The following is a 25,576-nucleotide window of genomic DNA, read 5'->3' on the forward strand; positions in this document are numbered from 1 at the left end:
CAGCCCGCCCCGTGAAGGAGCCCTTGTGACGATCCGCGTCCTCCTGGTCGACGATCAGCCGCTGCTGCGCACCGGCTTCCGGATGATTCTGGAGGCGGAGCAGGACATCGCGGTGGTGGGCGAGGCCGGTGACGGTCTCCAGGCGCAGGAACAGGTGCGCGCGCTCCAGCCGGACGTGGTGCTGATGGACATCCGCATGCCGCGGATGGACGGCGTGGAGGCGACCCGGCAGATCACCGGTCCTGGTCGGGACGGCCCGGCGAAGGTGCTGGTGCTGACCACGTTCGATCTGGACGAGTACGTGGTCGAGGCGCTGCGGGCGGGGGCGAGCGGCTTCCTGCTGAAGGACGCCCCGGCGATCGAGCTGGTGCAGGCGATCCGGGTGGTGGCGGCGGGTGAGGCGATGCTGGCGCCGTCGATCACGCGCCGGCTGCTCGACAAGTACTCGGCGCACCTGCCGACGGGTGAGGAGCAGATGCCGGACACGCTGGGCACCCTGACCGATCGTGAGGTCGAGGTGCTGAAGCTGGTGGCGCGGGGCTTGTCGAACGCGGAGATCGCGGCGGATCTGTTCGTCAGCGAGACGACGGTGAAGACGCACGTGGGCCATGTGCTGACGAAGCTGGGGCTGCGGGACCGGGTGCAGGCCGCGGTGTACGCGTACGAGAGCGGTCTGGTGCGGCCCGGCGGCAATCAGTAGCCGGCGACGGACGGTACGGCGGAGGGGCCCGGTGCGCGTGTCGCGCGCCGGGCCCCTCGTCGTTCACCTACTCCGGGGGCCGTCTCAGCCCTTCTTGAGCTCCCAGAAGCGGAAGACGGTGGAGGCGTCGAGGGTCCACTCGAGGCCGGTGACGTCGTCGCGGGCGACGGCGTACTGCTTGCCCTGCCAGAGCGGGAGGACCGGGACCTGCTCGGCGACGATGTCCTGGAGCTGCCCGTACTCGTCGGCGGTGCCGGCGCGGTCGGCGAGGGCGGCGGTCTTCGGGAGGATGCCGCCGGTGATGGTGGCGTTCTCGTAGTGGTTGCCGAGGACGTTGCCCTCGCCGAAGAACGGGGCGGTGAAGTTGTCGGCGTCGGGGTAGTCGGGGACCCAGCCCTTGACGTAGACGCCGTACTTGCCGGCGGCGATGTCCTTCTCGTACTGGTCGAAGGCGACGGACTTGACGTCGGCTTCGAAGAGGCCGCTGGCGTTGAGCTGGTCGGCGATGGCCTTGAGCTCCTGGTCGGTGGCCGGGCCGTAGCGACTGGGCGTGGACCAGAGCGTGAGCTTCACCTTGCCGGTGATGTCGGCGTCGCGCAGGGCCTTCTTGGCCTTGGCCTTGTCGGGGCTGCCGTAGGTGTCGAAGAAGGCGGTGTTGTGGCCGGCGATGCCCGCCGGGACGATCGAGTAGAGCGGCGTGGCCGTCGACTTGTAGACACCCTCGACGAGGGCCTCGCGGTTGACGAGGTGGGCGATGGCCTTGCGGACGCCGAGCTTGCCGACGACGGGGTCCTTCATGTTGAAGACGAGGTGCTGGACCTCGGCGCTGCTGCCCTGCGTGACCTCGATGCCCCGGTCGTCGGTGGTGTCGGAGGCTTCGAGGGCGGCGATGTCGTCGGCGGAGAGGCCTCGGTAGGCGACGTCGACGTCGCCGTCGGCGAGGGCCTTGGAGAGGGCCGCGCGGTCGCCGCCGTAGAGCTTGAGGGTGATGCCGTCGTTCTTGGGCTTGGCGGTGCCCCGGTAGCCGCCGTTGGCGGAGAAAGCGGCCTCGGTCTCGCTGATGGAGTCCAGCTTGTAGGGGCCGGAGCCGGTGGCCTTGCCGTCGGTGCGCAGGGCGTCGGCGGGGTAGTCGCGGTGGTCGACGATGGAGCCGGCACCGGAGGCGATCTTGCTGGGGAAGGTGGCGTCCGGGACCTTGAGGCGGAAGACGACGGTCCGCGCGTCGGGGGTCTCGATGGAGTCGATGGTGGAGAGCAGCGGCGCGGGACCGGACGGGTCGGCGATCCTGAGGGCCCGCTCGAAGGAGAACTTGACGTCCTTCGAGGTGAGCGGGTTGCCGTTGGAGAAGGTCAGACCGTCCCGGAGGGTGCAGGTGTAGACCTTGCTGCCCGCGGCGAAGCCGCACTTGTCGGCGGCCTCGGGCTCGGGCGCGGAGCCGCCCTTGGGGAAGGCCAGCAGGGACTGGAAGACGTTGTTGAACAGCAGCCAGGAACCGGGGTCGTAGCCGGCCGCCGGGTCCGTGGCGAGGATCTCGTCGGACATGCCGACGCGTATGCCGCCGCCCGAGCCGGCGCCCCCGCCCTGCTCGGTGCCGCAGCCGCTGAGGAGGGCGGCGGACAGGCCCGCGGCGAGCGGGGCCGTCAGCCACTTGTTGTGTGCCTTCACAGAACTTGCCTCTTGATCTCTTGCCAGGCCGGCCGCGCGCTGGTGCGCGGCCGGTGTAACCGATCCAGTCGAGGGGGTTTATGCGGTGCCGCGGCCCAGTTCCCAGAGCAGCAGGTCGGACGAGGTGTTGAGCGCGTACTCGACCCCGGTGAGGTCGTCGCGCGCGGCGACGTACTGCTTGCCCTGCCACAGCGGCAGGACGGGGACGTCCTCGGCGACGATCTTCTGGATCTGCTCGTAGACGGGGCTGGCGGCGGTGCGGTCGGCCTGGCGGCGCGACCGCGGGATGAGCTGGTCGCGGACGACCTTGTTGACGTACGGGGTGTTGAGGAAGTTGTCGCTGTCGAGGAACGGCGCGATGTAGTTGTCCGGGTCCGGGTAGTCCGGGAACCAGCCGAGGCCGTAGACGGCGTAGTCGCCGCGCTTCTGGGCCGGGCGGAAGGTGGACCACTCCGCGCCGCGGGTGGTGGCGTCGAAGAGGCCGCTGGCGACGAGCTGCTTCTTGAGCGCCTCGAACTCCTGGGCGGTCTCGGCGCCGTAGTGGTCGGTGGTGTAGTTCAGCGTCACCTTGACCGGGGTCTGGACGCCGGCGTCCTTGAGGATCTTGGCGGCGCGTCCGGTGTCGGGGTCGCCGTACGCGTCGTAGAAGGGGGTCGCGTGGCCGGTGATGCTGGAGGGGATCAGCGAGTAGAGCGGCTCGGCGGTGGGCCCGTAGACGCCGTTGACGAGGGCGCCCCGGTCGATGACGGCGGCCATGGCCTGGCGTACGGCCTTCTCCTTGACGGAGGGGGCCTTGGTGTTGAAGCCGAGGTAGCGGATCTCCAGGCCGGGAACCTCGGTGACCCGGATGCTCTCCTTGGGGGTCTCCGTGAGGTCCTTGATCTGCTTCTGCGACAGGGAGCGCGCCATCATGTCGATGTCGTCGCCCTCCAGGGCCTTGCCCATGGCGCCCGCGTCGGCGAAGGCGCGCAGCTCGACCTTGTCGTTGCGCGGGACGATGTCGCCCTTGTACTTCGGGTTCTTGGTGAAGACGAAGCGTGCGGCCTTGTCACCGTCGCGCTCGACCTTCATGGTGTACGGGCCCGAGCCGTCGACGTCGAAGCCGTCACGGAGCTTCCCGGCGGCGTACTTGTCCTTGCTGAGGATGCCGGCGACCGGGGTGGAGAGCTTGTACGGGAAGGTGGCGTCGGGCGCCTTCAGGTGGAAGACGACCTCGTCGGCGCCCTTGGTCTCGACCGTGTCGACGTTGGCGAGGAGGGCGGCCGTGCCGTTGTCCGACTTGATCCGCAGGACGCGCTTGATGGAGTACTTGACGTCCTCGGCGGTGACCGGCGTGCCGTCGGCGAAGGTGAGGCCGGAGCGGAGCTTGCAGCGGTAGCTCTCGCTGGCCTTGTCGGAGAAGCCGCAGTTCTGGGCGGCCTCGGGGACGGGCTCGCCGCCGCCGCGGGGCACGTGCAGCAGGGTCTGGACGGTCTGCCGCAGGATGTTCCAGGTGCCGGTGTCGTAGGCGAAGGCCGGGTCGAGGGGGGCGGGGGCGTCCTCGGTCGCGATGAACTGGTCCGTGGTGCCGACGACGATGGCTCTGCTGTCCTCGGCTCCGCCACAGGCGGCGAGCAGGGGGGTCAGCAGTACGGCCGCGGCGGGCAGCACCAGGGTCTTGCGGTTCATCAGGGACGTTCTCCTCATCCGGCACTGGATGCAGTGGTCTGTGGACACTCCGCCGCCGGGCCGCCCGGTCGGGGCGGGAGCGATCGGGCCGGTTGTTGCGATCGTCCTGTGTTCACGGCGACTTGGGTGTGCGCCGGTGCACGCGGTTATGCGGCGAAGTACTCGCGAAAGATTAGTGGGCGCGGCTGCTATTGCCCGACCGCGGGCAGGCGCAGGGGTAATCGCAGGGTGATCATGAATACGGCGGGTTCGATAGTCATGCGTCGCCGCGATGCGGACGGGGACTCCCGAACCGGGACACATGGGATCGTCGAAACCGGAAGATTCCGGGCGCTGAACGCGTCCGGGCCACCCACCGTCGGGCACTCTGGGTGACGAAGGTCACGTGGAGGCTTTATCGGTGAATGGCCCGGGCGATTTCCGCGCGCGAAAGCGCATTCCGTGCGCGAAAGCTCAGACGAAGCTCAGATTCCGGTGATCAACGTGCGCAGGAAGGGCACGTCGACCTCCTCCAGGGAGCGCACGACGACACGGCCGGGAGAGGCCGCGATCGGGGCGACGGAGGGCACCGCGACGACCCGGCAGCCGGCGGCCTCCGCGGCCGCCACACCGGTCGCCGTGTCCTCGATGACGGCGCACAGGGTCGGATCGGCGCCCACGCCGCGCGCGGCCGTCAGATAGGGCTCGGGGTGCGGCTTGGTGCGGACGACCTCGTCCCCGGCGACGGTGAGCGCGAAGCGGTCCGTGCCGAGCGAGGCGAGGATCCGGTCGATGATCCGCCGGTGCGAGGCGGAGACCAGGGCGGTGGGGATGTTGTGCCGGGCCAACTCGGCGAGGAGCCGCTCGGCGCCGGGCATGAGCGGGACGCCGCGCTCGATGCGCTGCTCGAACTTCTCGTTGAGCAGGACGGTCAGCTCGTCGAGCGTGATGTCGGCGCCGGTGGAATCGATGAGGTAGCCCGCGCTCCGGGTCATCGGGCCGCCGACGACGATGTCCCGCCAGGCCTCGTCCAGCCGGTGTCCGAGGTCGGCGAAGACCTCGACCTCGGCGTCCCACCAGAACCCCTCCGTGTCGACGAGGGTCCCGTCCATGTCGAGGAAGACCGCCTGCAGCGCGGAGCTTCCGTTCGTGCGGAACAGGGACGCGGGGACCGTACTGGTCATCCGGCACACCTTCCTTGGAGGGACGAGAAGGCCGGCCTCCCTCCCCGGTACGGGGAGGAAGACCGGCCTGCACTGGACCGATAAGTGTACGTCTCGATCAGCTGCGACGCCGAGATATACGCCGGGCAGTGGCCGTAATCGTCACGGTGGCCGCCGGGGCGGTCACCGTGCGTTGAAGTACTTCGCCTCGGGGTGGTGGATCACGATGGCGTCGGTCGACTGCTCGGGGTGGAGCTGGAACTCCTCCGACAGGTGCACGCCGATCCGCTCCGGCTGCAGCAGGTCCGCGATCTTCGCGCGGTCCTCCAGGTCGGGGCAGGCACCGTACCCGAGGGAGAAGCGCGCGCCCCGGTACTTGAGGTCGAACATGTCCTCGACCTTGGCCGGGTCCTCGCCGCCGAATCCGAGCTCGGAGCGGACCCGGGCGTGCCAGTACTCGGCCATGGCCTCGGCGAGCTGGACGGACAGGCCGTGCAGCTCCAGGTAGTCGCGGTAGGAGTCGGACGCGAAGAGCTTGGCCGTGGCCTCGCCGATCTTCGAGCCGACGGTGACCACCTGGAGGCCGACGACGTCGGTCTCGCCGGACTCCTCCGGGCGGAAGAAGTCCGCGAGGCACAGACGGCGGCCCCGGCGCTGGCGGGGGAAGCTGAAGCGGGTCCGCTCGTTGCCGGCCTCGTCGAGGATGATCAGGTCGTCGCCCTTGGAGACGCAGGGGAAGTACCCGTAGACCACGGCCGCTTCGAGCAGGTTCTCGGTGTGCAGCTTCTCCAGGAGACCCCGCAGACGCGGCCGGCCCTCGCTCTCGACGAGCTCCTCGTACGTGGCCCCGCCCGCGCGGGCCTGCTTGAGGCCCCACTGGCCCTTGAAGAGGGCGCCCTCGTCCAGCCAGGAGGCGTAGTCCTTGAGCGGGATGCCCTTGACCACGCGGGTGCCCCAGAACGGCGGGGTGGGGACGGGGTTGTCGACGGCCACGTCGGAGCGGCCGCCGGGCTCCTCCGGCTCCTCCACCTGGAGGACCGGGGTGTCGCGCTTGGGGACGCGGCGCGGCTTGAGCTCGGGCAGGGCAGCTCCGGGGACGCCGCGCTTGACCGAGATGAGGGCGTCCATGAGGCGCAGGCCCTCGAAGGCGTCGCGGGCGTACCGCACCTCGCCCTGGTAGATCTCGTGGAGGTCCTGTTCGACGTAGGCCCGGGTGAGGGCCGCGCCGCCGAGGATCACCGGGTACTTGGCGGCCAGCTCGCGCTGGTTCAGCTCCTGGAGGTTCTCCTTCATGATCACGGTGGACTTCACGAGGAGACCGGACATGCCGATGACGTCGGCGCGGTGCTCTTCTGCGGCTTCCAGGATCGCGGAGACGGGCTGCTTGATGCCGATGTTGACGACGTTGTAGCCGTTGTTGGACAGGATGATGTCGACGAGGTTCTTGCCGATGTCGTGGACGTCGCCGCGGACCGTGGCGAGGACGATGGTGCCCTTGCCCTCGGCGTCGGACTTCTCCATGTGCGGTTCGAGGTGGGCGACCGCCGTCTTCATGACCTCGGCGGACTGGAGCACGAACGGCAGCTGCATCTGGCCGGAGCCGAAGAGCTCGCCGACCACCTTCATGCCGTCGAGGAGGGTCTCGTTGACGATGTCGAGGGCCGGCCGCGAGGTCAGGGCCTCGTCGAGGTCCGCCTCCAGGCCGTTCTTCTCGCCGTCGATGATCCGGCGCTTGAGCCGCTCGTCCAGGGGCAGCGCGAGGAGCTCCTCGGTCTTGCCGGCCTTCATCGACTTGGTGTTGACGCCCTCGAAGAGCGCCATCAGCTTCTGCAGCGGGTCGTAGCCCTCGGCGCGCCGGTCGTAGATCAGGTCGAGGGCGGTCGTGACCTGCTCGTCGTCGAAGCGGGCGATCGGCAGGATCTTCGAGGCGTGCACGATCGCCGAGTCGAGACCGGCCTTCACGCACTCGTCGAGGAAGACCGAGTTGAGCAGGATGCGCGCGGCCGGGTTGAGGCCGAAGGAGATGTTCGACAGGCCGAGCGTGGTCTGGACGTCCGGGTGGCGCCGCTTCAGTTCGCGGATCGCCCCGATCGTGGCGATGCCGTCCTTGCGCGACTCCTCCTGACCGGTGCAGATGGTGAAGGTCAGGGTGTCGATGAGGATGTCCGACTCGTGGATGCCCCAGTTGCCGGTGAGGTCGTCGATGAGCCGCTCGGCGATGGCGACCTTGTGCTCGACGGTACGGGCCTGGCCCTCCTCGTCGATGGTGAGGGCGATGAGCGCGGCACCGTGCTCCTGCGCCAGCCGGGTGACCTTGGCGAAGCGGGACTCGGGGCCGTCGCCGTCCTCGTAGTTGACGGAGTTGATGACGGCCCGGCCGCCGAGCTTCTCCAGGCCGGCCTGGATCACGTCGACCTCGGTGGAGTCGAGGACGATCGGCAGGGTGGAGGCGGTGGCGAAGCGGCCGGCCAGCTCCTCCATGTCGGCGACGCCGTCGCGGCCGACGTAGTCCACGCAGAGGTCGAGCATGTGCGCGCCCTCGCGGATCTGGTCGCGGGCCATCTCGACACAGTCGTCCCAGCGGGCTTCGAGCATCGCCTCGCGGAACTTCTTCGAGCCGTTGGCGTTCGTCCGCTCGCCGATCGCCATGTACGCGGTGTCCTGGCGGAACGGCACGGTCTGGTAGAGCGAGGCGGCGCCCGGCTCGGGGTGGGGATTGCGCTCGGGAGGCGTGACGCCCTGCACGCGCTCGACGACGTGCCGCAGGTGCTCGGGCGTCGAGCCGCAGCAGCCGCCGATCAGCGACAGGCCGTAGTCGCGGACGAAGTTCTCCTGGGCGTCGGCCATCTCGGGCGGCGTCAGCGGGAAGTACGCGCCGTCCTTGGTCAGCACGGGCAGGCCGGCGTTGGGCATGCACATCAGGGGCGTACGCGAGTGGCGGGCGAGGTAGCGCAGGTGCTCGCTCATCTCGGCCGGGCCCGTCGAGCAGTTCAGGCCGATCATGTCGATGCCGAGCGGCTCCAGGGCGGTCAGCGCCGCACCGATCTCCGAGCCGAGCAGCATGACGCCGGTCGTCTCGAAGGCGAGCGAACAGATCAGCGGGACGTCCACGCCCAGGGCGTTCATCGCCCGGCGCGCGCCGATCAGGCTCGACTTGGTCTGCAGCAGGTCCTGGGTCGTCTCGACGATCAGGGCGTCCGCGCCACCGGCCAGCAGGCCCTCGGCGTTCTGCTGGTAGCCGTCGCGCAGGACGTCGTACGTGGTGTGGCCGAGCGACGGCAGCTTGGTGCCGGGGCCGATGGAGCCCAGCACCCAGCGCTGGCGGCCGTCTTTGGCTCCGTACTCGTCGGCGACCTCGCGGGCGATCCGGGCGCCGGCCTCGGAGAGCTCGTAGATCCGGTCGGCGATCTCGTACTCGCCGGCCGCGGAGTGGTTGGAGCCGAAGGTGTTCGTCTCGACGCAGTCGACGCCGACCTCGAAGTACGCCTCGTGGACCGAGCGGACGATGTCCGGCCGCGTCACGTTCAGGATCTCGTTGCAGCCTTCGAGGTTCTGGAAGTCCTCGAGGGTGGGGTCCTGCTCCTGGAGCATGGTGCCCATGGCTCCGTCGGCGACGACCACTCGGGTGGCGAGTGCCTCACGGAGGGCTGCGGCGCGGTTTCGGCTGTCAGCGGAAGGGGTCGGCAACGAGGCCATGGATGAGCTCCCTGGGATGCGACGGCTGTCGGCTTTGCACTCTCGGTGGAGGGTGCACGGGGTCAGCGTAACCGTGCTTGCCCCGGGGTGGACATGGCGTCCCACGGGGCGGACGGCATCCTGTGTGCGGGGACTCCCGGTACGGCCCGTTCTTGACCGACACTGTCATGTGTGAGCCAAGGTCGGCATCGACCGATAGTGTTCAGCATTGTCGAACAGCGTAAGAGGGAGAAGGGTCGGGCGATGGCGAAGAACATCCAGTCGCTTGAACGGGCGGCCGCGATGCTGCGACTGCTCGCGGGCGGCGAGCGCCGGCTCGGCCTGTCCGACATCGCGTCCTCGCTGGGGCTCGCGAAGGGCACGGCCCACGGGATCCTGCGCACCCTCCAGGCGGAGGGTTTCGTGGAGCAGGAGGCGACCTCGGGCCGCTACCAGCTGGGGGCGGAGCTGCTGCGGCTCGGCAACAGCTATCTGGACGTGCACGAGCTGCGGGCCCGGGCCCTCGTCTGGACGGACGACCTCGCGCGGTCGAGCGGCGAGAGCGTGCACCTGGGGGTGCTGCACCAGCGGGGCGTCCTGATCGTGCACCACGTCTTCCGGCCGGACGACAGCCGCCAGGTCCTGGAGGTGGGGGCCATGCAGCCGCTGCACTCCACCGCGCTGGGGAAGGTCCTCTCGGCCTACGACCCGGTGGCCCACAGCGAGGTGGTGGAGGCCGAGCGGGAGGCGCTCACGCCCCGGACGACCACGGAGCTCGCCGACTTCGAGTCGCTGCTCGACCTCGCGCGGGCCAAGGGCTGGGCGGCGGACGTGGAGGAGACCTGGGAGGGCGTGGCCTCGGTCGCCGCTCCGATCCACGACCGGCGGCGGATGCCGGTGGGCGCGGTGGCGGTCACGGGTGCGGTGGAGCGGTTGTGTCCGGGCGGGGAGCTGCGGCCCGAACTGGTGGCGGCGGTACGGGACTGCGCCCGCGCGGTCTCCCGGGACCTGGGAGCCGGCCGCTTCTGACGTCGCGGCGCACCTTGCCCGTACGCGCCCGGGCCCCCTCCCCGTACGAGCCCGGGCACCCGTCCCCGTACATCCGACAAGCCCGGGCGGCGCGCCCCCGAAACAACTCGACCCGTACGACCGAACCCGCCGGTAACGATCCCGTTATCGGCGGGTTTTTCACTTCCCGGACCCTTGACGCGCTGTTAACCCGGGGGCAAAACTTCCGTTCATCGGTCGGCATTGTCGAACACCTAACGGCAATACACGTTAGAGTGTGGCAGTGCCAAGGGCCGGCAACGCCCTCACACGAGGGCGCGAACCACCGGTGGGACCCGGGGTTCGGCTTCCCCTGGACGAAGGACAAAGGAGTCGCGGGTGTCCAGCTCCGACATCTTCCTCGGCGAGACCATCGGTACCGCCGTACTCATCCTGCTCGGCGGTGGCGTCTGCGCCGCCGTCACGCTCAAGAGCTCGAAGGCCCGCAACGCGGGCTGGCTCGCGATCACCTTCGGGTGGGGCTTCGCCGTCATGACGGCCGTCTACATGACGGCTTCCCTCTCCGGCGCCCATCTGAACCCCGCCGTCACGGTCGGAATCGCGATCAAGGACGGCGAGTGGGGCAACGTCCCCGTCTACATCGCGGGCCAGATGCTCGGCGCCATGATCGGCGCGGCGCTCGTCTGGGTGGCCTACTACGGCCAGTTCCAGGCCCACCTCAGGGACCCGGAGACCGTCGGCGAGAAGCCGATCGAGGGCCCCGGCCCGGTGCTCGGCATCTTCTCCACCGGCCCCGAGATCCGGAACACCTGGCAGAACCTGGCCACCGAGATCATCGGCACCGTCGTGCTGGTGCTCGCCGTGCTCACCCAGGGCCTCAACGACAGCGGCAAGGGCCTCGGCGTCATAGGCGCACTCATCACCGCCTTCGTCGTCGTCTCGATCGGCCTCTCGCTCGGCGGCCCGACGGGTTACGCGATCAACCCGGCCCGTGACCTCGGCCCGCGCATCGTGCACGCCCTGCTCCCGCTGCCGAACAAGGGCGGCTCCGACTGGAGCTACGCCTGGATCCCGGTCGCCGGTCCGCTGATCGGTGGCGCCATCGCCGCGGGTATCTACAACATCGCGTTCGCCTGAGCCGTCCTTCTTCCAGACCCCCTTGGAGCACACCGTGACCGACGCACACACGTCCGGCCCCTTCATCGCGGCCATCGACCAGGGCACCACCTCCTCGCGCTGCATCGTCTTCGACAAGGACGGCCGGATCGTCTCGGTCGACCAGAAGGAGCACGAGCAGATCTTCCCGAAGCCCGGCTGGGTCGAGCACGACGCCGCCGAGATCTGGACCAACGTCCAGGAGGTCGTCGCCGGCGCCCTGGAGAAGGGCGGCATCGCCGCCTCCGACGTCAAGGCCGTCGGCATCACCAACCAGCGCGAGACCACGCTGCTCTGGGACAAGAACACCGGTGAGCCCGTCCACAACGCCCTCGTCTGGCAGGACACCCGCACCGACGCCCTCTGCAAGGAGCTCGGCCGCAACGTCGGCCAGGACCGCTTCCGCCGCGAGACCGGCCTGCCCCTGGCGAGCTACTTCGCCGGCCCGAAGATCCGCTGGATGCTCGACAACGTCGAGGGCCTGCGGGAGCGCGCCGAGGCCGGCGACATCCTCTTCGGCACCATGGACTCGTGGGTCATCTGGAACCTCACGGGCGGCACCGACGGCGGCGTGCACGTCACCGACGTCACCAACGCCTCGCGCACCATGCTGATGAACCTGCACACCCTGGCGTGGGACGAGAAGATCGCCGAGTCGATGGGGGTCCCCCTCAACGTCCTCCCCGAGATCCGCTCCTCCGCCGAGGTCTACGGCAACGTCAAGGGCGGCGTCCTCGACGGCGTCCCGGTCGCCTCCGCGCTCGGTGACCAGCAGGCCGCCCTGTTCGGCCAGACCTGTTTCGCCGAGGGCGAGGCCAAGTCCACGTACGGCACCGGAACGTTCATGCTGATGAACACCGGCGACAAGATCATCAACTCCTACAGCGGCCTGCTGACCACGGTCGGCTACCAGATCGGCGACGCGAAGCCGGTCTACGCCCTGGAGGGCTCGATCGCCGTCACCGGTTCGCTGGTGCAGTGGATGCGCGACCAGATGGGCCTGATCAAGTCCGCCGCCGAGATCGAGACCCTCGCGTCCTCCGTCGAGGACAACGGCGGCGCCTACTTCGTGCCGGCCTTCTCCGGCCTGTTCGCCCCCTACTGGCGCTCCGACGCGCGCGGTGTGATCGCCGGCCTCACCCGGTACGTCACCAAGGCGCACATCGCCCGCGCCGTCCTGGAGGCCACCGCCTGGCAGACCCGCGAGATCACCGACGCCATGACGAAGGACTCCGGCGTCGAGCTGACCGCGCTCAAGGTCGACGGCGGCATGACCTCCAACAACCTGCTGATGCAGACCCTCTCGGACTTCCTGGACGCGCCCGTCGTGCGTCCGATGGTCGCCGAGACGACCTGCCTCGGTGCCGCCTACGCCGCCGGCCTGGCCGTCGGCTTCTGGCCGGACACCGACGCCCTGCGCGCCAACTGGCGCCGCGCGGCGGAATGGACCCCTCGCATGGACGCCGACAAGCGTGACCGCGAGTACAAGAGCTGGCTCAAGGCCGTAGAACGCTCCATGGGCTGGCTCGACGACGCTACCGAGGAGTAGATCGACATGACCACCCTGCAGAGCGTCCCTGCCCTTGGGACGCACCCGGCGTCCGGCTCCCTCCCGAGCCGCGCCGAGACCCGGGACCAGCTTGCCAAGGCGACGTACGACCTCCTGGTGATCGGCGGTGGCATCCTGGGCATCTCCACCGCCTGGCACGCCGCGCAGTCGGGCCTGCGGGTGGCCCTGGTGGACGCCGGCGACTTCGCCGGCGCCACCTCCTCCGCCTCATCCAAGCTCCTCCACGGCGGTCTGCGCTACCTGCAGACCGGCGCGGTCAAGCTGGTGGCGGAGAACCACTTCGAGCGGCGTGCGGTGTCCCGCCAGGTGGCACCGCACCTCGCCAACCCGCTCACCTTCTACCTGCCCGTCTACAAGGGCGGCCCGCACGGCGCGGCCAAGCTGGGCGCCGGCGTCTTCGCGTACTCCGCCCTGTCCGCCTTCGGCGACGGCGTCGGGCACCTGCTCTCCCCCGCCAAGGCCGCGCAGGACGTGCCGGAGCTTCGGACGGACAACCTGAAGGCCGTGGCCGTCTACGGCGACGACCAGATGAACGACGCCCGCATGGCGCTGATGACGGTCCGCGCCGCCGTCGACGCCGGGGCCACCGTCCTCAACCACGCCGAGGTCACCGGCCTGCGCTTCACCCGCGGCCGGGTCACGGGCGCCGAGCTCAAGGACCGCACCAGCGGCGACGAATTCGGCGTCACCGCCCGCCTCGTCCTGAACGCGACCGGCCCGTGGGTCGACCACCTGCGCAAGATGGAGGACCCGAACGCGGCCCCCTCCATCCGCCTCTCCAAGGGGGCGCACCTGGTCCTCAAGCGGACCTCGCCGTGGAAGGCCGCGCTGGCCACCCCGATCGACAAGTACCGCATCACCTTCGCCCTCCCCTGGGAGGACATGCTGCTCCTCGGCACGACCGACGAGGAGTACGAGGGCGACCCCGGCCAGGTCGAGGTCACCGAGAAGGACACCGCCCAGATCCTGGACGAGGCCGCCTTCTCCATCCGCGACCAGCAGCTCTCCCGCGATCTGATCACCTACTCCTTCGCGGGTCTGCGGGTGCTCCCGGGCGGTCCCGGCGACACCTCGAAGGCCAAGCGGGAGACGGTCGTCACCGAGGGCCGCGGCGGCATGCTGTCGGTGGCCGGCGGCAAGTGGACGACCTTCCGCCACATCGGCCGTACGGTGATGAAGAAGCTGGAGGCCCTCCCGGGCCACCCGCTGGGCGACGACTACGAGTCGGTCTCCACGTTGCCGAAGCGGCTCCCGCTGCCCGGCATCGCCAACCCGAACGCGGTCGCGCACCGGCTGCTCTCCGACGGTCCGGCGCCCGGCCCGCGGATGGCCGCCGACACCGCCAAGCACCTGGCGACGCACTACGGCTCGCTCTCCTTCGACATCGCCCGCATGGCGAACGAGAACCCGGAGCTCGCCCGGCGCATCCACCCGGACGCGCCGGAGATCTGGGCCCAGGTCGCCTACGCCCGCGACCACGAGTGGGCCGAGACGGCGGACGACGTCCTGCGCCGCCGTACGACGCTGACGATACGAGGCCTGGCGACGGACGAGATCCGCGCCGGGGTCGAGTCCATGCTGCGGAAGTAACTCCGCGGCGCTCAGGGGCGGTTCCTCTTCGAGGGGCCGCCCCTGAGGCGTACCCGCGCTCCCTTGGGGTGTGTCGCGCGCTCCCTTGAGGCGTGCCACGCTCCGTCCACACTGCCGCAACACTCCGCGCGCAGAGTGGACGCATGAAATTCCAGGTCCTCTCGATCGTCCCCCACTCCCCGCACCCGCTCACCGGCGAACTGCTCTCCGCCGCCGACCGGTTGGAGCAGGTCGTCACGCTCGGCGAGACCGCCGAGCGCCTCGGCTTCGACGCGTACGCCGTCGGAGAGCGCCACGCGGGCCCCTTCCTCTCCTCGGCCCCGACCGTGCTGCTCGCCGCGCTGGCGGCCCGTACCAGCCGGATCCGCCTGCTCACCGGCGTGACCGTCGTCGCGATCCTCGACCCCGTCCGGGTCGCCGAGGACTACGCCACCCTCGACCAGCTCTCCCGCGGCCGGCTCGAACTCGTCATCGGCAAGGGCGCGGAGGCCGGCCACTTCGACCTCTTCGGCCTGGACGAGGAGCGGCAGTGGGACCTACAGAAGGAGAAGTACGAGCTGCTGCGCCGCCTCTGGTCGGAGGAGGGCGTCGACTGGGAGGGCGAGTTCCGGCCTCCTCTGAAGAACGTCACCACGGTGCCGCGCCCGTACGCCGGTCCGCCCCGGATCTGGCACGGCTCGGCGACCAGCCTCAACTCCCCCGAGCTCGCGGCGAAGCACGGCGACCCGCTCTTCACCGCCAACGCGATCCAGCCGAGGGAGGCGTACGCGCGGCTCATCGCCCACTACCGCGAGAAGTTCGAGGAGTACGGGCACGACCCGGCCCACGCGCGCGTGGCGGCCGGTTCGGGCGGGCTGCTCATCGCCGACACGACCGAGCAGGCGATCACCCGCTACCGGGACCTGTACGAGGCGAAGGTCCGCCAGAGCTTCCGGCCGCACCTGGAGGGGAAGGCCGGCTACAACACCCCGTTCCGCACGATCGAGGACGCGATCGCGGGCGGTCCCCAGCTGATCGGTTCGCCGCAGCGGATCATCGACAAGATCCTCGGCTACCACGAGCACTACGGGCACGACCTCCAGTCCATCACGGTCGACGCCTTCGGCCAGTCCACGGCCGAGCAGACCGAGACGCTCCAGCGCTTCGCCGAGGAGATCGCGCCGGTCGTGCGGAGGGAGGCGCCGAGCACGCTCTGGGAGGAGTGAGACCGCCGTGTGCGGAGGCGAGTTCCTGGGTAGTCGATCAAGGCCGCACGGGTTTTCGGGGGTGTCCCGGGGCTGCGGACGGACCGCCGGAAAGCCGTAAGGTTGGTCCGTACGACAGGAACTTCGAAAAGGAGGCGCTGGGTGATCGAGCTCGAGGGGGTACCCGAGCTGATCGACCCGGTCATGGTGGCCGCGTTCGAGGGCTGGAACGACGCCGGCGACGCCGCCTCCACCGCGGTCGCCCATCTGGACCGGGAATGGAAGGGCGAGGTGTTCGCGGCCCTCGACGCCGAGGACTACTACGACTTCCAGGTCAACCGCCCGACGGTCTTCCTGGACAACGGCGTCCGGAAGATCACCTGGCCGACGACCAGACTCTCCGTGGTCCGGATCGGCGGCGACAAGCCGCGGGACCTGGTGCTCGTGCGCGGGATCGAGCCCTCGATGCGCTGGCGCTCCTTCTGCAACGAGCTGCTCGCCTTCGCCCACGAACTGGGCGTGGAGATGGTCGTGATCCTGGGCGCGCTGCTCGGGGACACCCCGCACACCCGGCCGGTCCCCGTCAGCGGGGTGACGTCCGATCCGGATCTTGCGCGGACGATGGACCTGGAGGAGACCCGGTACGAGGGCCCGACGGGCATCGTCGGCATCCTCCAGGAGGCGTGCACGCACGCGGGCGTGCCGGCCGTGAGCCTCTGGGCGGCGGTGCCGCACTACGTGTCGCAGCCGCCGAACCCGAAGGCGACGCTCGCGCTCCTCAACCGCCTGGAGGACCTGATCGGTCTGCGTATCCCGCTGGGCGAGCTGCCCGAGGACGCGCGGGCGTGGCAGCTGGGCGTGGACCAGCTGGCCGCCGAGGACAGCGAGGTCGCCGAGTACGTGCAGACGCTGGAGGAGGCGCGGGACACGGCGGAGCTGCCGGAGGCCTCGGGCGAGGCCATCGCCCGCGAGTTCGAGCGGTATCTGCGGCGGCGCGAGCCGGGCACCGGGCCCGGCGGCCCCGGGGTGGCGACGGAGGGCGGCGACTCGCCGTTCCTCCGGGACACCGGGAGCGGCCGGACGAGGCCGCCGAAGCCGGAGCGACCGGCTCCGGAGCCGAGTCCCGAAGAGACCGCCGGAGGAACCACCGGAGGAACCGCCGAGGGATCCGAGGGATCCGAGGGATCCGCCGAAGGCTCGTCCGACGAGGGCGAGAACGGCGACTCCGGGAAGTAGACGTCGGTACGGGAGGGGTGCCCGAGGAGGGCGCCCCTCCCGTACGCGTATCGGTCCGTCAAGCCATCACGCGGTCACGCGCAGGTGAACCGGGCCGCCGCCCAGTCCCCGTGGTCGCCGCTATTCGACCCGTTCGTGTCCGTGATCCGCAGCCGGACGTGCCGGGCACCGGTCACGTCGACGTCCACCGGCAGGGTCGCGGAGGCGCCCGTCAGCCGGGGCGACGTCCACAGGACCTTGCCGTCCGCCTCGACGGAGAAGGCCACGTCCCCGTAGCCGTTGATCTCGTCGTCGATGCCGACGTCGGCGGTGAAGGCGGTGCAGCGCCCGCCGAGGTAGACCTCGATGTCGGAGTCGGCGTGGCCGCCGATCCCCTTCTCGTAGGTCTGCCCGGCGAGGGTGAGCGTCCGGCCGTCGGCGGCGCCGGACTCGCCGTTGGAGCGGTCGCGTTCGGGCGGACCCCAGCCGTTCGTGGAGCGCAGCCAGACCAGGTCGCTCGCCCAGGCGTCGGCCGTCGGCGGCGCGGGCATCACGCCGACCGCGAACCGCTGTGTGGCGGTGCGGTCGGTGCCCGCGGCGCGGTGGCGCGCGCTCGCGGTGAGGGCGGCCTCGCCGGGCTTCGCGTCCGCGGCGGGAGTGACGGCGACGTCGACGCGCCGGGTGGTGCCGGCCGGGACACGACCGATCGGCGCGGCAGGGGTGACCTGCCAGCCGGCCGGGGCGTCGAGCGTGACGCGGACGTCGGTGGCGTCCCGCGTCCCCGCGGTGACGTCCACGGCGACCGTGCCCGGGGCGCCCGCGCCGAGCTCCTGCCCGGTGGGCGCGGAGAGGACGGCGGAGGCGCCCTGTACGGCGCCGCCGACCGCGCTGGTGTCGGTCAGCTTGAGCTCGAAGCCGCGGTCGACGGAGAGGGCGGCGGTCTTGATGCGGACCACTCCCCCGCGCTCGTCGCGGTCGTACCACCAGCCCTGGGCGGCGGCGTCGAAGGCTGCGCGGGAGGTGAGGGCGGGCAGCTTGCCTCCGTCGAGCAGGACGGCGCCGGGGGCGTCGCCGGTGTGGACGGTGAAGGCGTACGGCCGGGCGGTGGGCTTTCCGGTGTACGTGCCCTTGCTCGGGCCGATGCGGACGGAGACGTCGCCGGGGCCGCCGTTCGGGGCGCGGACGTCGGCGCGCTGGGTGGCGTACCGGCCGTCGCGGTGTTCGCGGGTGACGCCGTCGTCCTCGTACAGCTCGAAGGAGGAGCTGCCCTTCGGGTAGACGTCCCAGGCGATCGGGTCGCCGGGGGCACGGTCGGTGTACGAGCGGATGCCGCCCGGCCACATGGGGACGGTGGCCCCGGCGCGGACGAAGAGGGGAAGGGTGTCGAGCGGGGCGCTGTAGTCGTCGACGGTGACGGGGCCTTGGTAGGTGCGCCCGCTCCAGTAGTCGATCCAGGTGCCCTTGGGGAGATAGATACCGTCGCGCTCTACGGCGTCCTGGTAGACGGGGGCGACGAGGAAGTCCTCGCCGCTGAGGAACTCGTACTTCGCCGCGTCGCTCGCGGCCTTCGGGTCGTCCGGGTACTCCAGGGCGAGCGGCCGGGCGAGGCCGACGCCGGTCTTGGTCGCCCGGTGGGCGTGGCTGTAGATGTACGGGAGCAGGGCCTCGTGGAGCTTGAGGGAGGCGCGGTTGATCGAGGTGTAGGGCTCGCCGTACCGGAAGGGCTGCTTGTCGTTGGCGGCCCAGCCGTCCATGGTCATCGTGACGGGCAGGAAGGTCTTCCACTGGAGGTCGCGGGTGTACGTCTTGGCGCTGCCGCCGAAGATCCCGTCGACGTCGCCGGTGGTGTAGGCGAGGCCCGACATGGACGCACCGGCGTAGGTCGGGATCTGCCAGCGGATGTACTCCCAGGTGCCCGACTGGTCTCCGGACCACTGGACTCCGCAGCGCTGGGCGCCGGACCAGCTCTCGGGGGCCCAGGTGAAGCCGCGGGCGTCGCTGTGGGCCTCGATGCCGGCGTGGGCGTCCTTGCAGCCGTCGAGGGCGAACTTGTAGCCCGCGCCGACCCAGGCGACGTCGAGCTTGGCGACGCGCTGGCCGGCCTTGACCTGCTCTTCGAGCTTGTCGATGCCGTCCTCGGTCCACAGGCCGAGCTTCATGCCGCGCTCGCCGAGTCCGGCGGAGGCCTCGGAGAGGTTCTCGTAGCCGCAGCCGTAGCCGTCGTTGACGAGCATCCAGCCGTTGGGCATGTCGTTCTCGACGTAGCCGTCGGCGACCTTCAGGGCGTCGAGGGTGCGGCGTTCGCCGCGGTTGGCGTTGTGGAGGTAGCAGTCGGCGTCGCCGATCTCCAGGCCGTACACGGGCGGCATGAAGGGCTTGCCGGTGAGGCGGGTGTACTGGCCGATGACGTCCTTGACGGCGTCGCGGCCGGTGCCGGCGAAGTAGTAGGCGTCGAAGCGCCGTTCCTTCGCGGTGGTGGTGACGGGCTCGGTGAAGGCGTAGGTGTTGGGCGCGTAGGTGTTGCGGTAGACGCCGTAGCCGGCCGAGGAGAGGTAGAAGGGGACGGAGTTGGGGTGGCCGCCGTCGTTCCAGTTGTAGTCGACGCCGACCTCGACCGTCTTGTCGCGGTGGGTGGTGTTGCCGCGGCCGTTCTGCATGCCGGCGCCGTAGAACTGCTCGTCGGCGCCCCGGGCGAGGGTCTGGGTGGTGCGGTCCTGGTTCCAGGTGAGGCCCTGGGCCTCGGACCAGAGCAGGGTGCCGTCGGCGCGTACGGCCGAGAAGCGCAGCGGTGACTTGGTGACGCGCAGGGTCACCTGGGCGGTGGCGAGTTCGTACCGGTCGCCGAGGTCGCGCCAGCGGGTGGCCGGGGGCGGGCCCTGGGGCGTGACGATGTCGGTGCCGGTGGGGTCGGTGAACCTGCCGTCGGGGGCGAGTTCGATGCGGAAGGTGTCGGCGGTGACGAAGGAGACGCGGGCCTCCGTCCGGCCCGCGGTCAGCCGGTAGACGGCGCCGTCGGCGGCGAATCCGGTGACGTCGCCGACGGTGGTGTCGGACGGTTCGGCCGTGGCGCTGCCGCCGGGTCCCACGAAGGCGGTGAGGATCCCAAGCAGTGCACCGACGACGGTAGCTCTCATGCGCATTGATGATTGCATGGAGCCTATTTAGCGCAGATTCGAGCATCGCGACAGGACAAAAAGGAACCGCCCCCGGACTTCGTCAGGAAGTCCAAGGGCGGTCGCCTCACGGGCGGTCACGCCGGAGCGGGCACTACAGGGCGACGCCCAGGAGCGCGTCGACGGCGCGCGAGACGAGACCGGGGGCGGACTCGTCGGTGCCGCCCTCGGCCGTCTGGAGTTCGGCCCAGCGGTCGACGGCGGCCAGGGCGGCCGGGGCGTCGAGGTCGTCGGAGAGGGCCTCGCGGAGCTCCTCGACGAGCGCGTCGGCGGACGGACCGTCGGGGCGGGAGACCGCGGCACGCCAGCGGTCGAGACGCTCCACGGCGTCCTGGAGGACCTGGTCGGTCCACTCCCAGTCGGCGCGGTAGTGGTGGGAGAGGAGCGCGAGCCGGATGGCGGCGGGGTCGACGCCGTCGCGGCGCAGCCGCGAGACGAAGACGAGGTTGCCCCGGGACTTGGACATCTTCTCGCCGTCCAGGGCGACCATGCCGGCGTGGACGTACGCCTTGGCCATCGGGAACTCGCCGGTGAGCGACTGGGCGTGCGAGGCGCCCATCTCGTGGTGCGGGAAGATCAGGTCGGAACCGCCGCCCTGCACGTCGAAGCCCATGCCGAGGTGGTCGAGGGCGATCGCGACGCACTCGATGTGCCAGCCCGGACGCCCGGCGCCGAGGCTGGCGCCGTCCCAGCTCGGCTCGCCCTCACGGGCGGCCATCCAGAGCATCGGGTCGAGCGGGTTCTTCTTGCCGGGGCGCTCCGGGTCCCCGCCGCGCTCGGCGGAGAGGTGGCGCATCAGCTCGGTGGAGTAGTTCGAGACCTGGCCGAAGTGCGGGTCGGCGTCGACGGAGAAGTAGATGTCGCCTTCGAGCTCGTACGCGGCGCCGGAGTCGCGGAGCTGCTCGACGAGCGGGACGATGCCCGGTATGGCCTCGACCGCGCCGATGTAGTGCTGCGGGGGCAGCATCCGCAGGGCGGTCATGTCCTCGCGGAAGAGCGCGGTCTCCCGCTCGGCGAGGCCGACCCAGTCGATGCCGTCACGGATGGCTCGCTCCAGCAGCGGGTCGTCCACGTCCGTCACGTTCTGGACGTAGTGCACCTGCCGCTTGGTGTCGAGCCACACGCGCTGAACGAGGTCGAACGCGTTGTAGGTCGCCGCGTGACCCATATGGGTCGCGTCGTACGGCGTGATGCCGCAGACGTAGATACGGGCGACGGGGCCGGGGGCGAGGGTGACTCGTCCGCCGGTCGCGGTGTCGTGGATCCGGAGGTCGCGGCCCTTGCCGGGAAGGGCGGGGACCTCAGAAGCGGGCCAGGCATGCATGACCCGAGCGTAACCGGACAGGTGTTCCGGATACGAACCGGATCCGGGATCTTGACCGATTAGGCGCTCTTGCGGGTCGGAGGCTTGAGTGCATACCCCCCAGGGGTCCAGGCCCGCCCGGGGCGTGATGGCCGAAAACAATCGGCCCACTCGCGCCACGATCGCGCCACGCTCGTGCCATCCGGAAGCCGGTGCCCCAGCCGGAGCGCCGGGCCGTCGCCTCGGACCGAACCGCCGGGCCGGTGTCTCAGACCGGCGGCCAGGGGATCGCCGGCCACAGCCCCGAGGGCTCCGGGTGCCGCCCGCTCGCCCGCAGCGCGGCCACGCGCGCGCGTACCGCCGCCACCTCGGCCCCGGTCAGCAGTTCCGCCAGACGGGTCGCGAGCGGCGCTCCGGGCGCCAGGGACCGGTCCAGTCCGTCGAGGACCGCCGCCGACTCCTCGGGCAGCTCCTCGCCCGCCCAGCCCCAGAGGAGCGTGCGCAGCTTGTCGTCGACGTGGAAGGTGACGCCGTGGTCGATCCCGTACAGGCGCCCGTCGGGGGCCGGCAGCAGGTGTCCGCCCTTGCGGTCGCCGTTGTTGATGACGGCGTCCAGGACGGCGAGGCGCCGCAGCTCCGGGGTGTCGGCGTGGACGAGGAGCGCGGTGCGGTCCTCGGCGATCTGGGCGGGCCCGACGGCCTTCCAGCCCTCGGCGGCCTCGTCGTCCTCGGTGAGGGCGAGGAGCCGCGCCTCCGGGTCGGCCTCGATCCACAGCTGGACCATGCCCTCCCCGTACGGGCCCTCGCGGAGCACCGTCGGCGGGATCAGGCCCCAGCCGGTGGCCTCGGAGATCTCGTACGCGGCGACCTCCCGCTGCGCGAGGGTGCCGTCCGGGAAGTCCCACAGGGGCTGCTCCCCCGCGACGGGCTTGTACACGCAGGCGGCCTCGCGGCCCTCGTACGCGACGGAGCAGTAGAGCACGGCGTTGGACGCCTCGCCCACCCGGCCGCGCACGGTCAGCTCACCGTGGGCGAGCAGCTCGGCGGCCGACAGGGTCTCGGGGCTGCTGCTCATGCTCCGCGGCGGTATCCGTTCTGGCGCGGGCAGACGTGCCCCTCGGGGTCGAGCGGCAGGCTGCACAGCGGGCACGGCGGCCGGCCGGCGTTGACGACGTCCAAGGCCCGCTTGGCGAAGGACCGGGCCTGGGCGCCGCTGAGCCGGACGCGGAGCATCGGCGGGCCGTTCTCCTCGTCCTGGAGCAGCCGCTCCTCGGCCTCCGCGAGGTCCTCCTCGGACTCCACGTCGAGCTCGACGAGCGCCTGCGCCTCGACGATCAGGCGCTGCTCCTCGCCGTCCCAGGCGAGCGCCATGGTGCCGACCCGGAACTCCTCCTCGACGGGGGCGTCGAGCGGGGCGGTGTCCGCGATGTCGGCGGGGGCGATCGAGGGGACCGGGGCGTTGCCGCCGGTGCGGCGCACGACCTCGTCCAGAAGCTCGTCGATGCGCTCGGCGAGGGCGGCGACCTGCGCCTTCTCCAGGGCGACGCTCGTGACCCGGCCGCTCGCGGACGCCTGGAGGAAGAACGTACGGCGGCCAGGCAATCCGACCGTGCCGGCCACGAAACGCTCCGGTGGGTCGTAGAGGAACACCTGACGGGACACGTTCCCGGCTCCCTAAAGTCTCGACAGTCGTACTACAGCGGCGCGTCCACCCTACTGCGCGAAGGGATCACGGTGCGCCCACACCGCCCCCGACCTCCGCGGCGCCACCGCTGTCGGGGGTCTCCCGGGGGACGAGTCCGGCGAAGTCGCCGGTGTCGCCGAGGCGGAGGAGGAAGGGCCGCAGCCGCGTGTAGCGGATGACGGTGACCGAGCAGGGGTCGACCTGGATGCGCTGGAAGAGGTCGAGGTGGAGGCCGAGGGCGTCGGCCACGATCGACTTGACGATGTCCCCGTGGGAGCACATGACGTAGGTCGCGTCCTCGCCGTGCTCGGCCTCGATCCGGACGTTCCAGTCCCGTACGGCCTCGACGGCGCGGGTCTGCATCGCGCGCATGGACTCGCCGCCGGGGAAGGCGGCCGCGGAGGCGTGGGCCTGGACGATCTCCATGAGGGGTTCGTCCATCAGCTCGGCCAGCTTGCGGCCGGACCAGTCGCCGTAGTCGCACTCGCTCATCCGCTCCTCGACGTGGAGCGGAAGCTCCGGGCGGGCGTCGAGGAGCGGCCGCAGGGTCTCCTGGCAGCGCTGGAGGGGACTGGAGACGGCGGCGGCGAGCGGAACGCCCGCGAGGCGCCCGGGGAGCGCGGCGGCCTGCGCGGCGCCGCGCTCGTCGAGCGCGATCCCGGGCGTGCGCCCGGCGAGGACTCCGGAGGTGTTCGCGGTGGAGCGTCCGTGCCGGACGAGGATCAACGTGGCCATGCGGGCCAGCCTAGGGGGTGTCCTGCCCGTACGGTCGGGCTCGCATCCTTGAGGGCGGCGGGGGAGAATACGGCGCGTGATCGTGGACTCAGCCATCTACCGGGACGGGCGCCGGACTCCCGGGCCCGCCGACCTGTCCGACGCGCTGGACGAGGCGCGGGAGACGGGGGACGCCTTTCTCTGGGTGGGGCTGCACGAGCCGTCGGAGGCGGAGTTCGCCCACGTGGCCTCGGAGTTCGCGCTGCACCCCCTGGCCGTCGAGGACGCCTTGAAGGCCCATCAGCGGCCCAAGCTGGAGGTCTACGACGACTCGCTCTTCGTGGTGCTCAAGCCGATCGTCTACGAGCCGGAGAGCGACCGGGTCTCCTCCGGCGAGCTGATGGTGTTCATCGGCGACTCCTTCGTCGTGACCGTCCGGCACGGCGAGGGCGCCGCGCTGGCGGCGGTGCGCAAGCGCCTGGAGGCGGAGCCGGCGGTGCTGAGGCACGGGCCGACGGCGGTGCTGTACGCGGTTAGCGACGCCGTCGTGGACCACTACCTCGACGTGGCGGGCGAGCTCCAGGTGGACCTGGAGGAGCTGGAGGCGGACGTGTTCGCGCCGGCCGGCCGCAATCCGTCGAACACCGCGGAGCGGATCTACACGGCGAAGCGGCAGGTCCTGGAGTTCCGGCGGGCGAGCGGCCCGCTGGTGGGGCCGCTCGCCCGGCTGACGGCCGGTTCGGTGCCGTTCGTGCACGAGCACGCCCAGCCCTTCTTCCGCGACGTCAACGACCACCTGCTCCGCTCCAACGAGCAGGTGGAGGGGCTCGACCGGCTGCTGTCCGACGTCCTCTCGGCCCATCTCGCGCAGATGGGCGTGCGGCAGAACGACGACATGCGGAAGATCTCGGCCTGGGCGGCCATGGCCGCGGTCCCCACGATGATCGCGGGGATCTACGGCATGAACTTCGACCACATGCCCGAGCTGGGCTGGACCTGGTCCTACCCGGCGCTGATCGCCCTGATGACGGGGTGCGTCGCCGGGCTGTACCGGCTGTTCAAGCGGCGCGGCTGGCTGTAGGCCGCCCGGGGCGGCGGAGTCAGAAGGCCGGGGCGGGGGTCGCGGGACCTCCGAGGGCGTCGCGCCGCTCCGGCATGCGCAGATCGACCATCTTGTGCCAGCCCGCGACGCGCTCCCACGCGTACATGCCCCGGATCCCGGAGGCGAGGGCGGCCGCCTTGGGCTTGGGCCAGCGCAGGATGCGGCCCATGTGGCTCATGACGGCGAGGCTGACGTCGCGGTAGACCTGGATCTCGGCGAGCGCGGACTCGCGCAGGGTGCGCTGGATGAGCCGGCCGTGTCCCTCGCGCGCCAGCCGGAGCAGCTCCTCGTGGCAGTAGGCGAGGTGGTTCGCCTCGTCGTTGTCGATCATGCGGATGGCGCGGCCCAGTTCGGGGTGGTCCCCGAAGTACGTGACGAGCATGTCCATCTGGTCGGCGGCCCGCTGCTCGGTGACCCGGCTGTGGGCGAGGTAGACGATGATGTCCGCTTCGGTCAGCGGCTCCTCGCGGCGCAGCTTGTCGTGGGCGAGGCCGATCCCGCGCTGTTCGAGCAGCATCGTGTAGTCGGTCTCGGGCGGTACGGGGACGGGTTCGAGGCCGCGCTTCTTCATCAACGCGTTGAAGATCCGGCCGTGCTTGTCCTCGTCGGCGCCGTGCCGGGTGATCTTGGGCGCGAGCCCGCGCATGCCCGGGGCGACGAGCGCCGCGATCCGCGCGTTCTCCCAGCCGCCCTGGGACTCGCCGCTGGCGGCTATGGAACAGAAGAGCCGGAAGGACTCGTCGTCGTCGATGATTTCCTGGAACAGGCTCTTGGCCGTGAGCATCGCCGCCACCTCCGTGCGTAACCGCACTTCGTACGCCCCCGGAACACCGAGTCAAATGCGGTCCGGGGCGAAGGGCAACAGGAGGGCCGGACGGATCGGCCGAAAGAGTGAGACCCGGAGGCGTAACCGAGGGGCTCGGTGGAGCGTTGTTCCGCGTGACGGCCGTGGCGGGGAAGACCCCCGAGCCCCCACCACGGCCGCAGGCCACCTCTCCTCACGGCGCTCTCGCACCGATCGGCCCCTG

General features: G+C 70.8%; 18 protein-coding genes. 8 read left to right on the forward strand and 10 right to left on the reverse strand.

From position 1 onward, the window contains the following. Window positions 1–25 precede the first annotated feature (25 nt). Entirely contained in the window at window positions 26–700 is a 675-nt protein-coding gene (locus tag ASC82_RS21125) for a response regulator transcription factor (protein WP_056650266.1), read from the forward strand. An 84-nt stretch (window positions 701–784) separates the two neighbouring features. Here the strand turns inward: ASC82_RS21125 and ASC82_RS21130 are convergent, their stop codons facing one another. The 4 genes from ASC82_RS21130 to metH form a co-directional block, all read right to left on the reverse strand. Beyond that, entirely contained in the window at window positions 785–2,365 is a 1,581-nt protein-coding gene (locus ASC82_RS21130; protein ID WP_056650269.1) for an ABC transporter substrate-binding protein, read from the reverse strand. A gap of 78 nt (window positions 2,366–2,443) precedes the next feature. Then, the gene (locus ASC82_RS21135) at window positions 2,444–4,033 is read right to left on the reverse strand and encodes an ABC transporter substrate-binding protein (protein WP_056650272.1); all 1,590 of its coding nucleotides are present in this window, start codon (window positions 4,031–4,033) and stop codon (window positions 2,444–2,446) included. Window positions 4,034–4,497: 464 nt separating this feature from the next. Beyond that, complete coding sequence (locus ASC82_RS21140) at window positions 4,498–5,196, reverse strand: HAD family phosphatase (RefSeq protein WP_056650276.1); 699 nt, start codon at window positions 5,194–5,196, stop codon at window positions 4,498–4,500. 162 nt (window positions 5,197–5,358) lie between these two features. Next, window positions 5,359–8,871, reverse strand: a complete 3,513-nt coding sequence (gene metH / locus ASC82_RS21145) for a methionine synthase (protein WP_056650278.1) — start codon at window positions 8,869–8,871, stop codon at window positions 5,359–5,361. Between the two features lie 243 nt (window positions 8,872–9,114). Between metH and ASC82_RS21150 the strand changes: the two genes are divergently transcribed. The 6 genes from ASC82_RS21150 (at window position 9,115) to ASC82_RS21175 (ending at window position 16,593) form a co-directional block, all read left to right on the forward strand. Beyond that, on the forward strand, window positions 9,115–9,879 hold the full coding sequence (locus tag ASC82_RS21150; protein ID WP_056650281.1) for an IclR family transcriptional regulator: 765 nt from the start codon (window positions 9,115–9,117) through the stop codon (window positions 9,877–9,879). Between the two features lie 357 nt (window positions 9,880–10,236). Continuing rightward, the gene (locus ASC82_RS21155) at window positions 10,237–10,995 is read left to right on the forward strand and encodes an MIP/aquaporin family protein (RefSeq protein WP_056650284.1); all 759 of its coding nucleotides are present in this window, start codon (window positions 10,237–10,239) and stop codon (window positions 10,993–10,995) included. A 34-nt stretch (window positions 10,996–11,029) separates the two neighbouring features. Then, a complete protein-coding gene (glpK, locus tag ASC82_RS21160) occupies window positions 11,030–12,562 on the forward strand; it encodes a glycerol kinase GlpK (RefSeq protein WP_056650845.1) in 1,533 nt (510 codons plus the stop codon). A 6-nt stretch (window positions 12,563–12,568) separates the two neighbouring features. Further along, window positions 12,569–14,173, forward strand: a complete 1,605-nt coding sequence (locus tag ASC82_RS21165; RefSeq protein WP_056650288.1) for a glycerol-3-phosphate dehydrogenase/oxidase — start codon at window positions 12,569–12,571, stop codon at window positions 14,171–14,173. A 143-nt stretch (window positions 14,174–14,316) separates the two neighbouring features. Then, entirely contained in the window at window positions 14,317–15,378 is a 1,062-nt protein-coding gene (locus ASC82_RS21170; protein WP_056650291.1) for an LLM class flavin-dependent oxidoreductase, read from the forward strand. A 141-nt stretch (window positions 15,379–15,519) separates the two neighbouring features. Next, entirely contained in the window at window positions 15,520–16,593 is a 1,074-nt protein-coding gene (locus tag ASC82_RS21175) for a PAC2 family protein (protein WP_056650294.1), read from the forward strand. A gap of 74 nt (window positions 16,594–16,667) precedes the next feature. Here the strand turns inward: ASC82_RS21175 and ASC82_RS21180 are convergent, their stop codons facing one another. The 5 genes from ASC82_RS21180 to ASC82_RS21200 form a co-directional block, all read right to left on the reverse strand. Further along, window positions 16,668–19,724: an NPCBM/NEW2 domain-containing protein gene (locus tag ASC82_RS21180; protein WP_056650296.1), complete on the reverse strand. Its 3,057-nt coding sequence runs from the start codon at window positions 19,722–19,724 to the stop codon at window positions 16,668–16,670. A gap of 115 nt (window positions 19,725–19,839) precedes the next feature. Next, complete coding sequence (gene mshC / locus ASC82_RS21185; protein WP_056650300.1) at window positions 19,840–21,069, reverse strand: cysteine--1-D-myo-inosityl 2-amino-2-deoxy-alpha-D-glucopyranoside ligase; 1,230 nt, start codon at window positions 21,067–21,069, stop codon at window positions 19,840–19,842. Between the two features lie 247 nt (window positions 21,070–21,316). Then, window positions 21,317–22,123: an SCO1664 family protein gene (locus ASC82_RS21190; RefSeq protein ID WP_024755494.1), complete on the reverse strand. Its 807-nt coding sequence runs from the start codon at window positions 22,121–22,123 to the stop codon at window positions 21,317–21,319. Then, entirely contained in the window at window positions 22,120–22,710 is a 591-nt protein-coding gene (locus ASC82_RS21195) for a DUF3090 domain-containing protein (RefSeq protein ID WP_024755495.1), read from the reverse strand. The genes ASC82_RS21190 and ASC82_RS21195 overlap by 4 nt, the downstream gene beginning before the upstream one ends. 67 nt (window positions 22,711–22,777) lie before the next feature. Then, window positions 22,778–23,467 carry a histidine phosphatase family protein gene (locus tag ASC82_RS21200; RefSeq protein WP_056650303.1) on the reverse strand — a complete coding sequence of 230 codons (690 nt, stop codon included), beginning with the start codon at window positions 23,465–23,467 and terminating at the stop codon, window positions 22,778–22,780. A 67-nt stretch (window positions 23,468–23,534) separates the two neighbouring features. On the opposite strand from ASC82_RS21200, the gene ASC82_RS21205 reads away from it, so the two are divergent. Then, entirely contained in the window at window positions 23,535–24,527 is a 993-nt protein-coding gene (locus tag ASC82_RS21205; protein WP_056650306.1) for a magnesium and cobalt transport protein CorA, read from the forward strand. 19 nt (window positions 24,528–24,546) lie between these two features. Here the strand turns inward: ASC82_RS21205 and ASC82_RS21210 are convergent, their stop codons facing one another. After that, window positions 24,547–25,332 (reverse strand): hypothetical protein, encoded by a 786-nt coding sequence (locus tag ASC82_RS21210; protein ID WP_056650309.1) that lies wholly within the window; start codon window positions 25,330–25,332, stop codon window positions 24,547–24,549. Between the last annotated feature and the right edge of the window lie 244 nt (window positions 25,333–25,576).

This window comes from Streptomyces sp. Root431 (assembly GCF_001426585.1).
Lineage (GTDB): Bacteria > Actinomycetota > Actinomycetes > Streptomycetales > Streptomycetaceae > Streptomyces > Streptomyces stackebrandtii.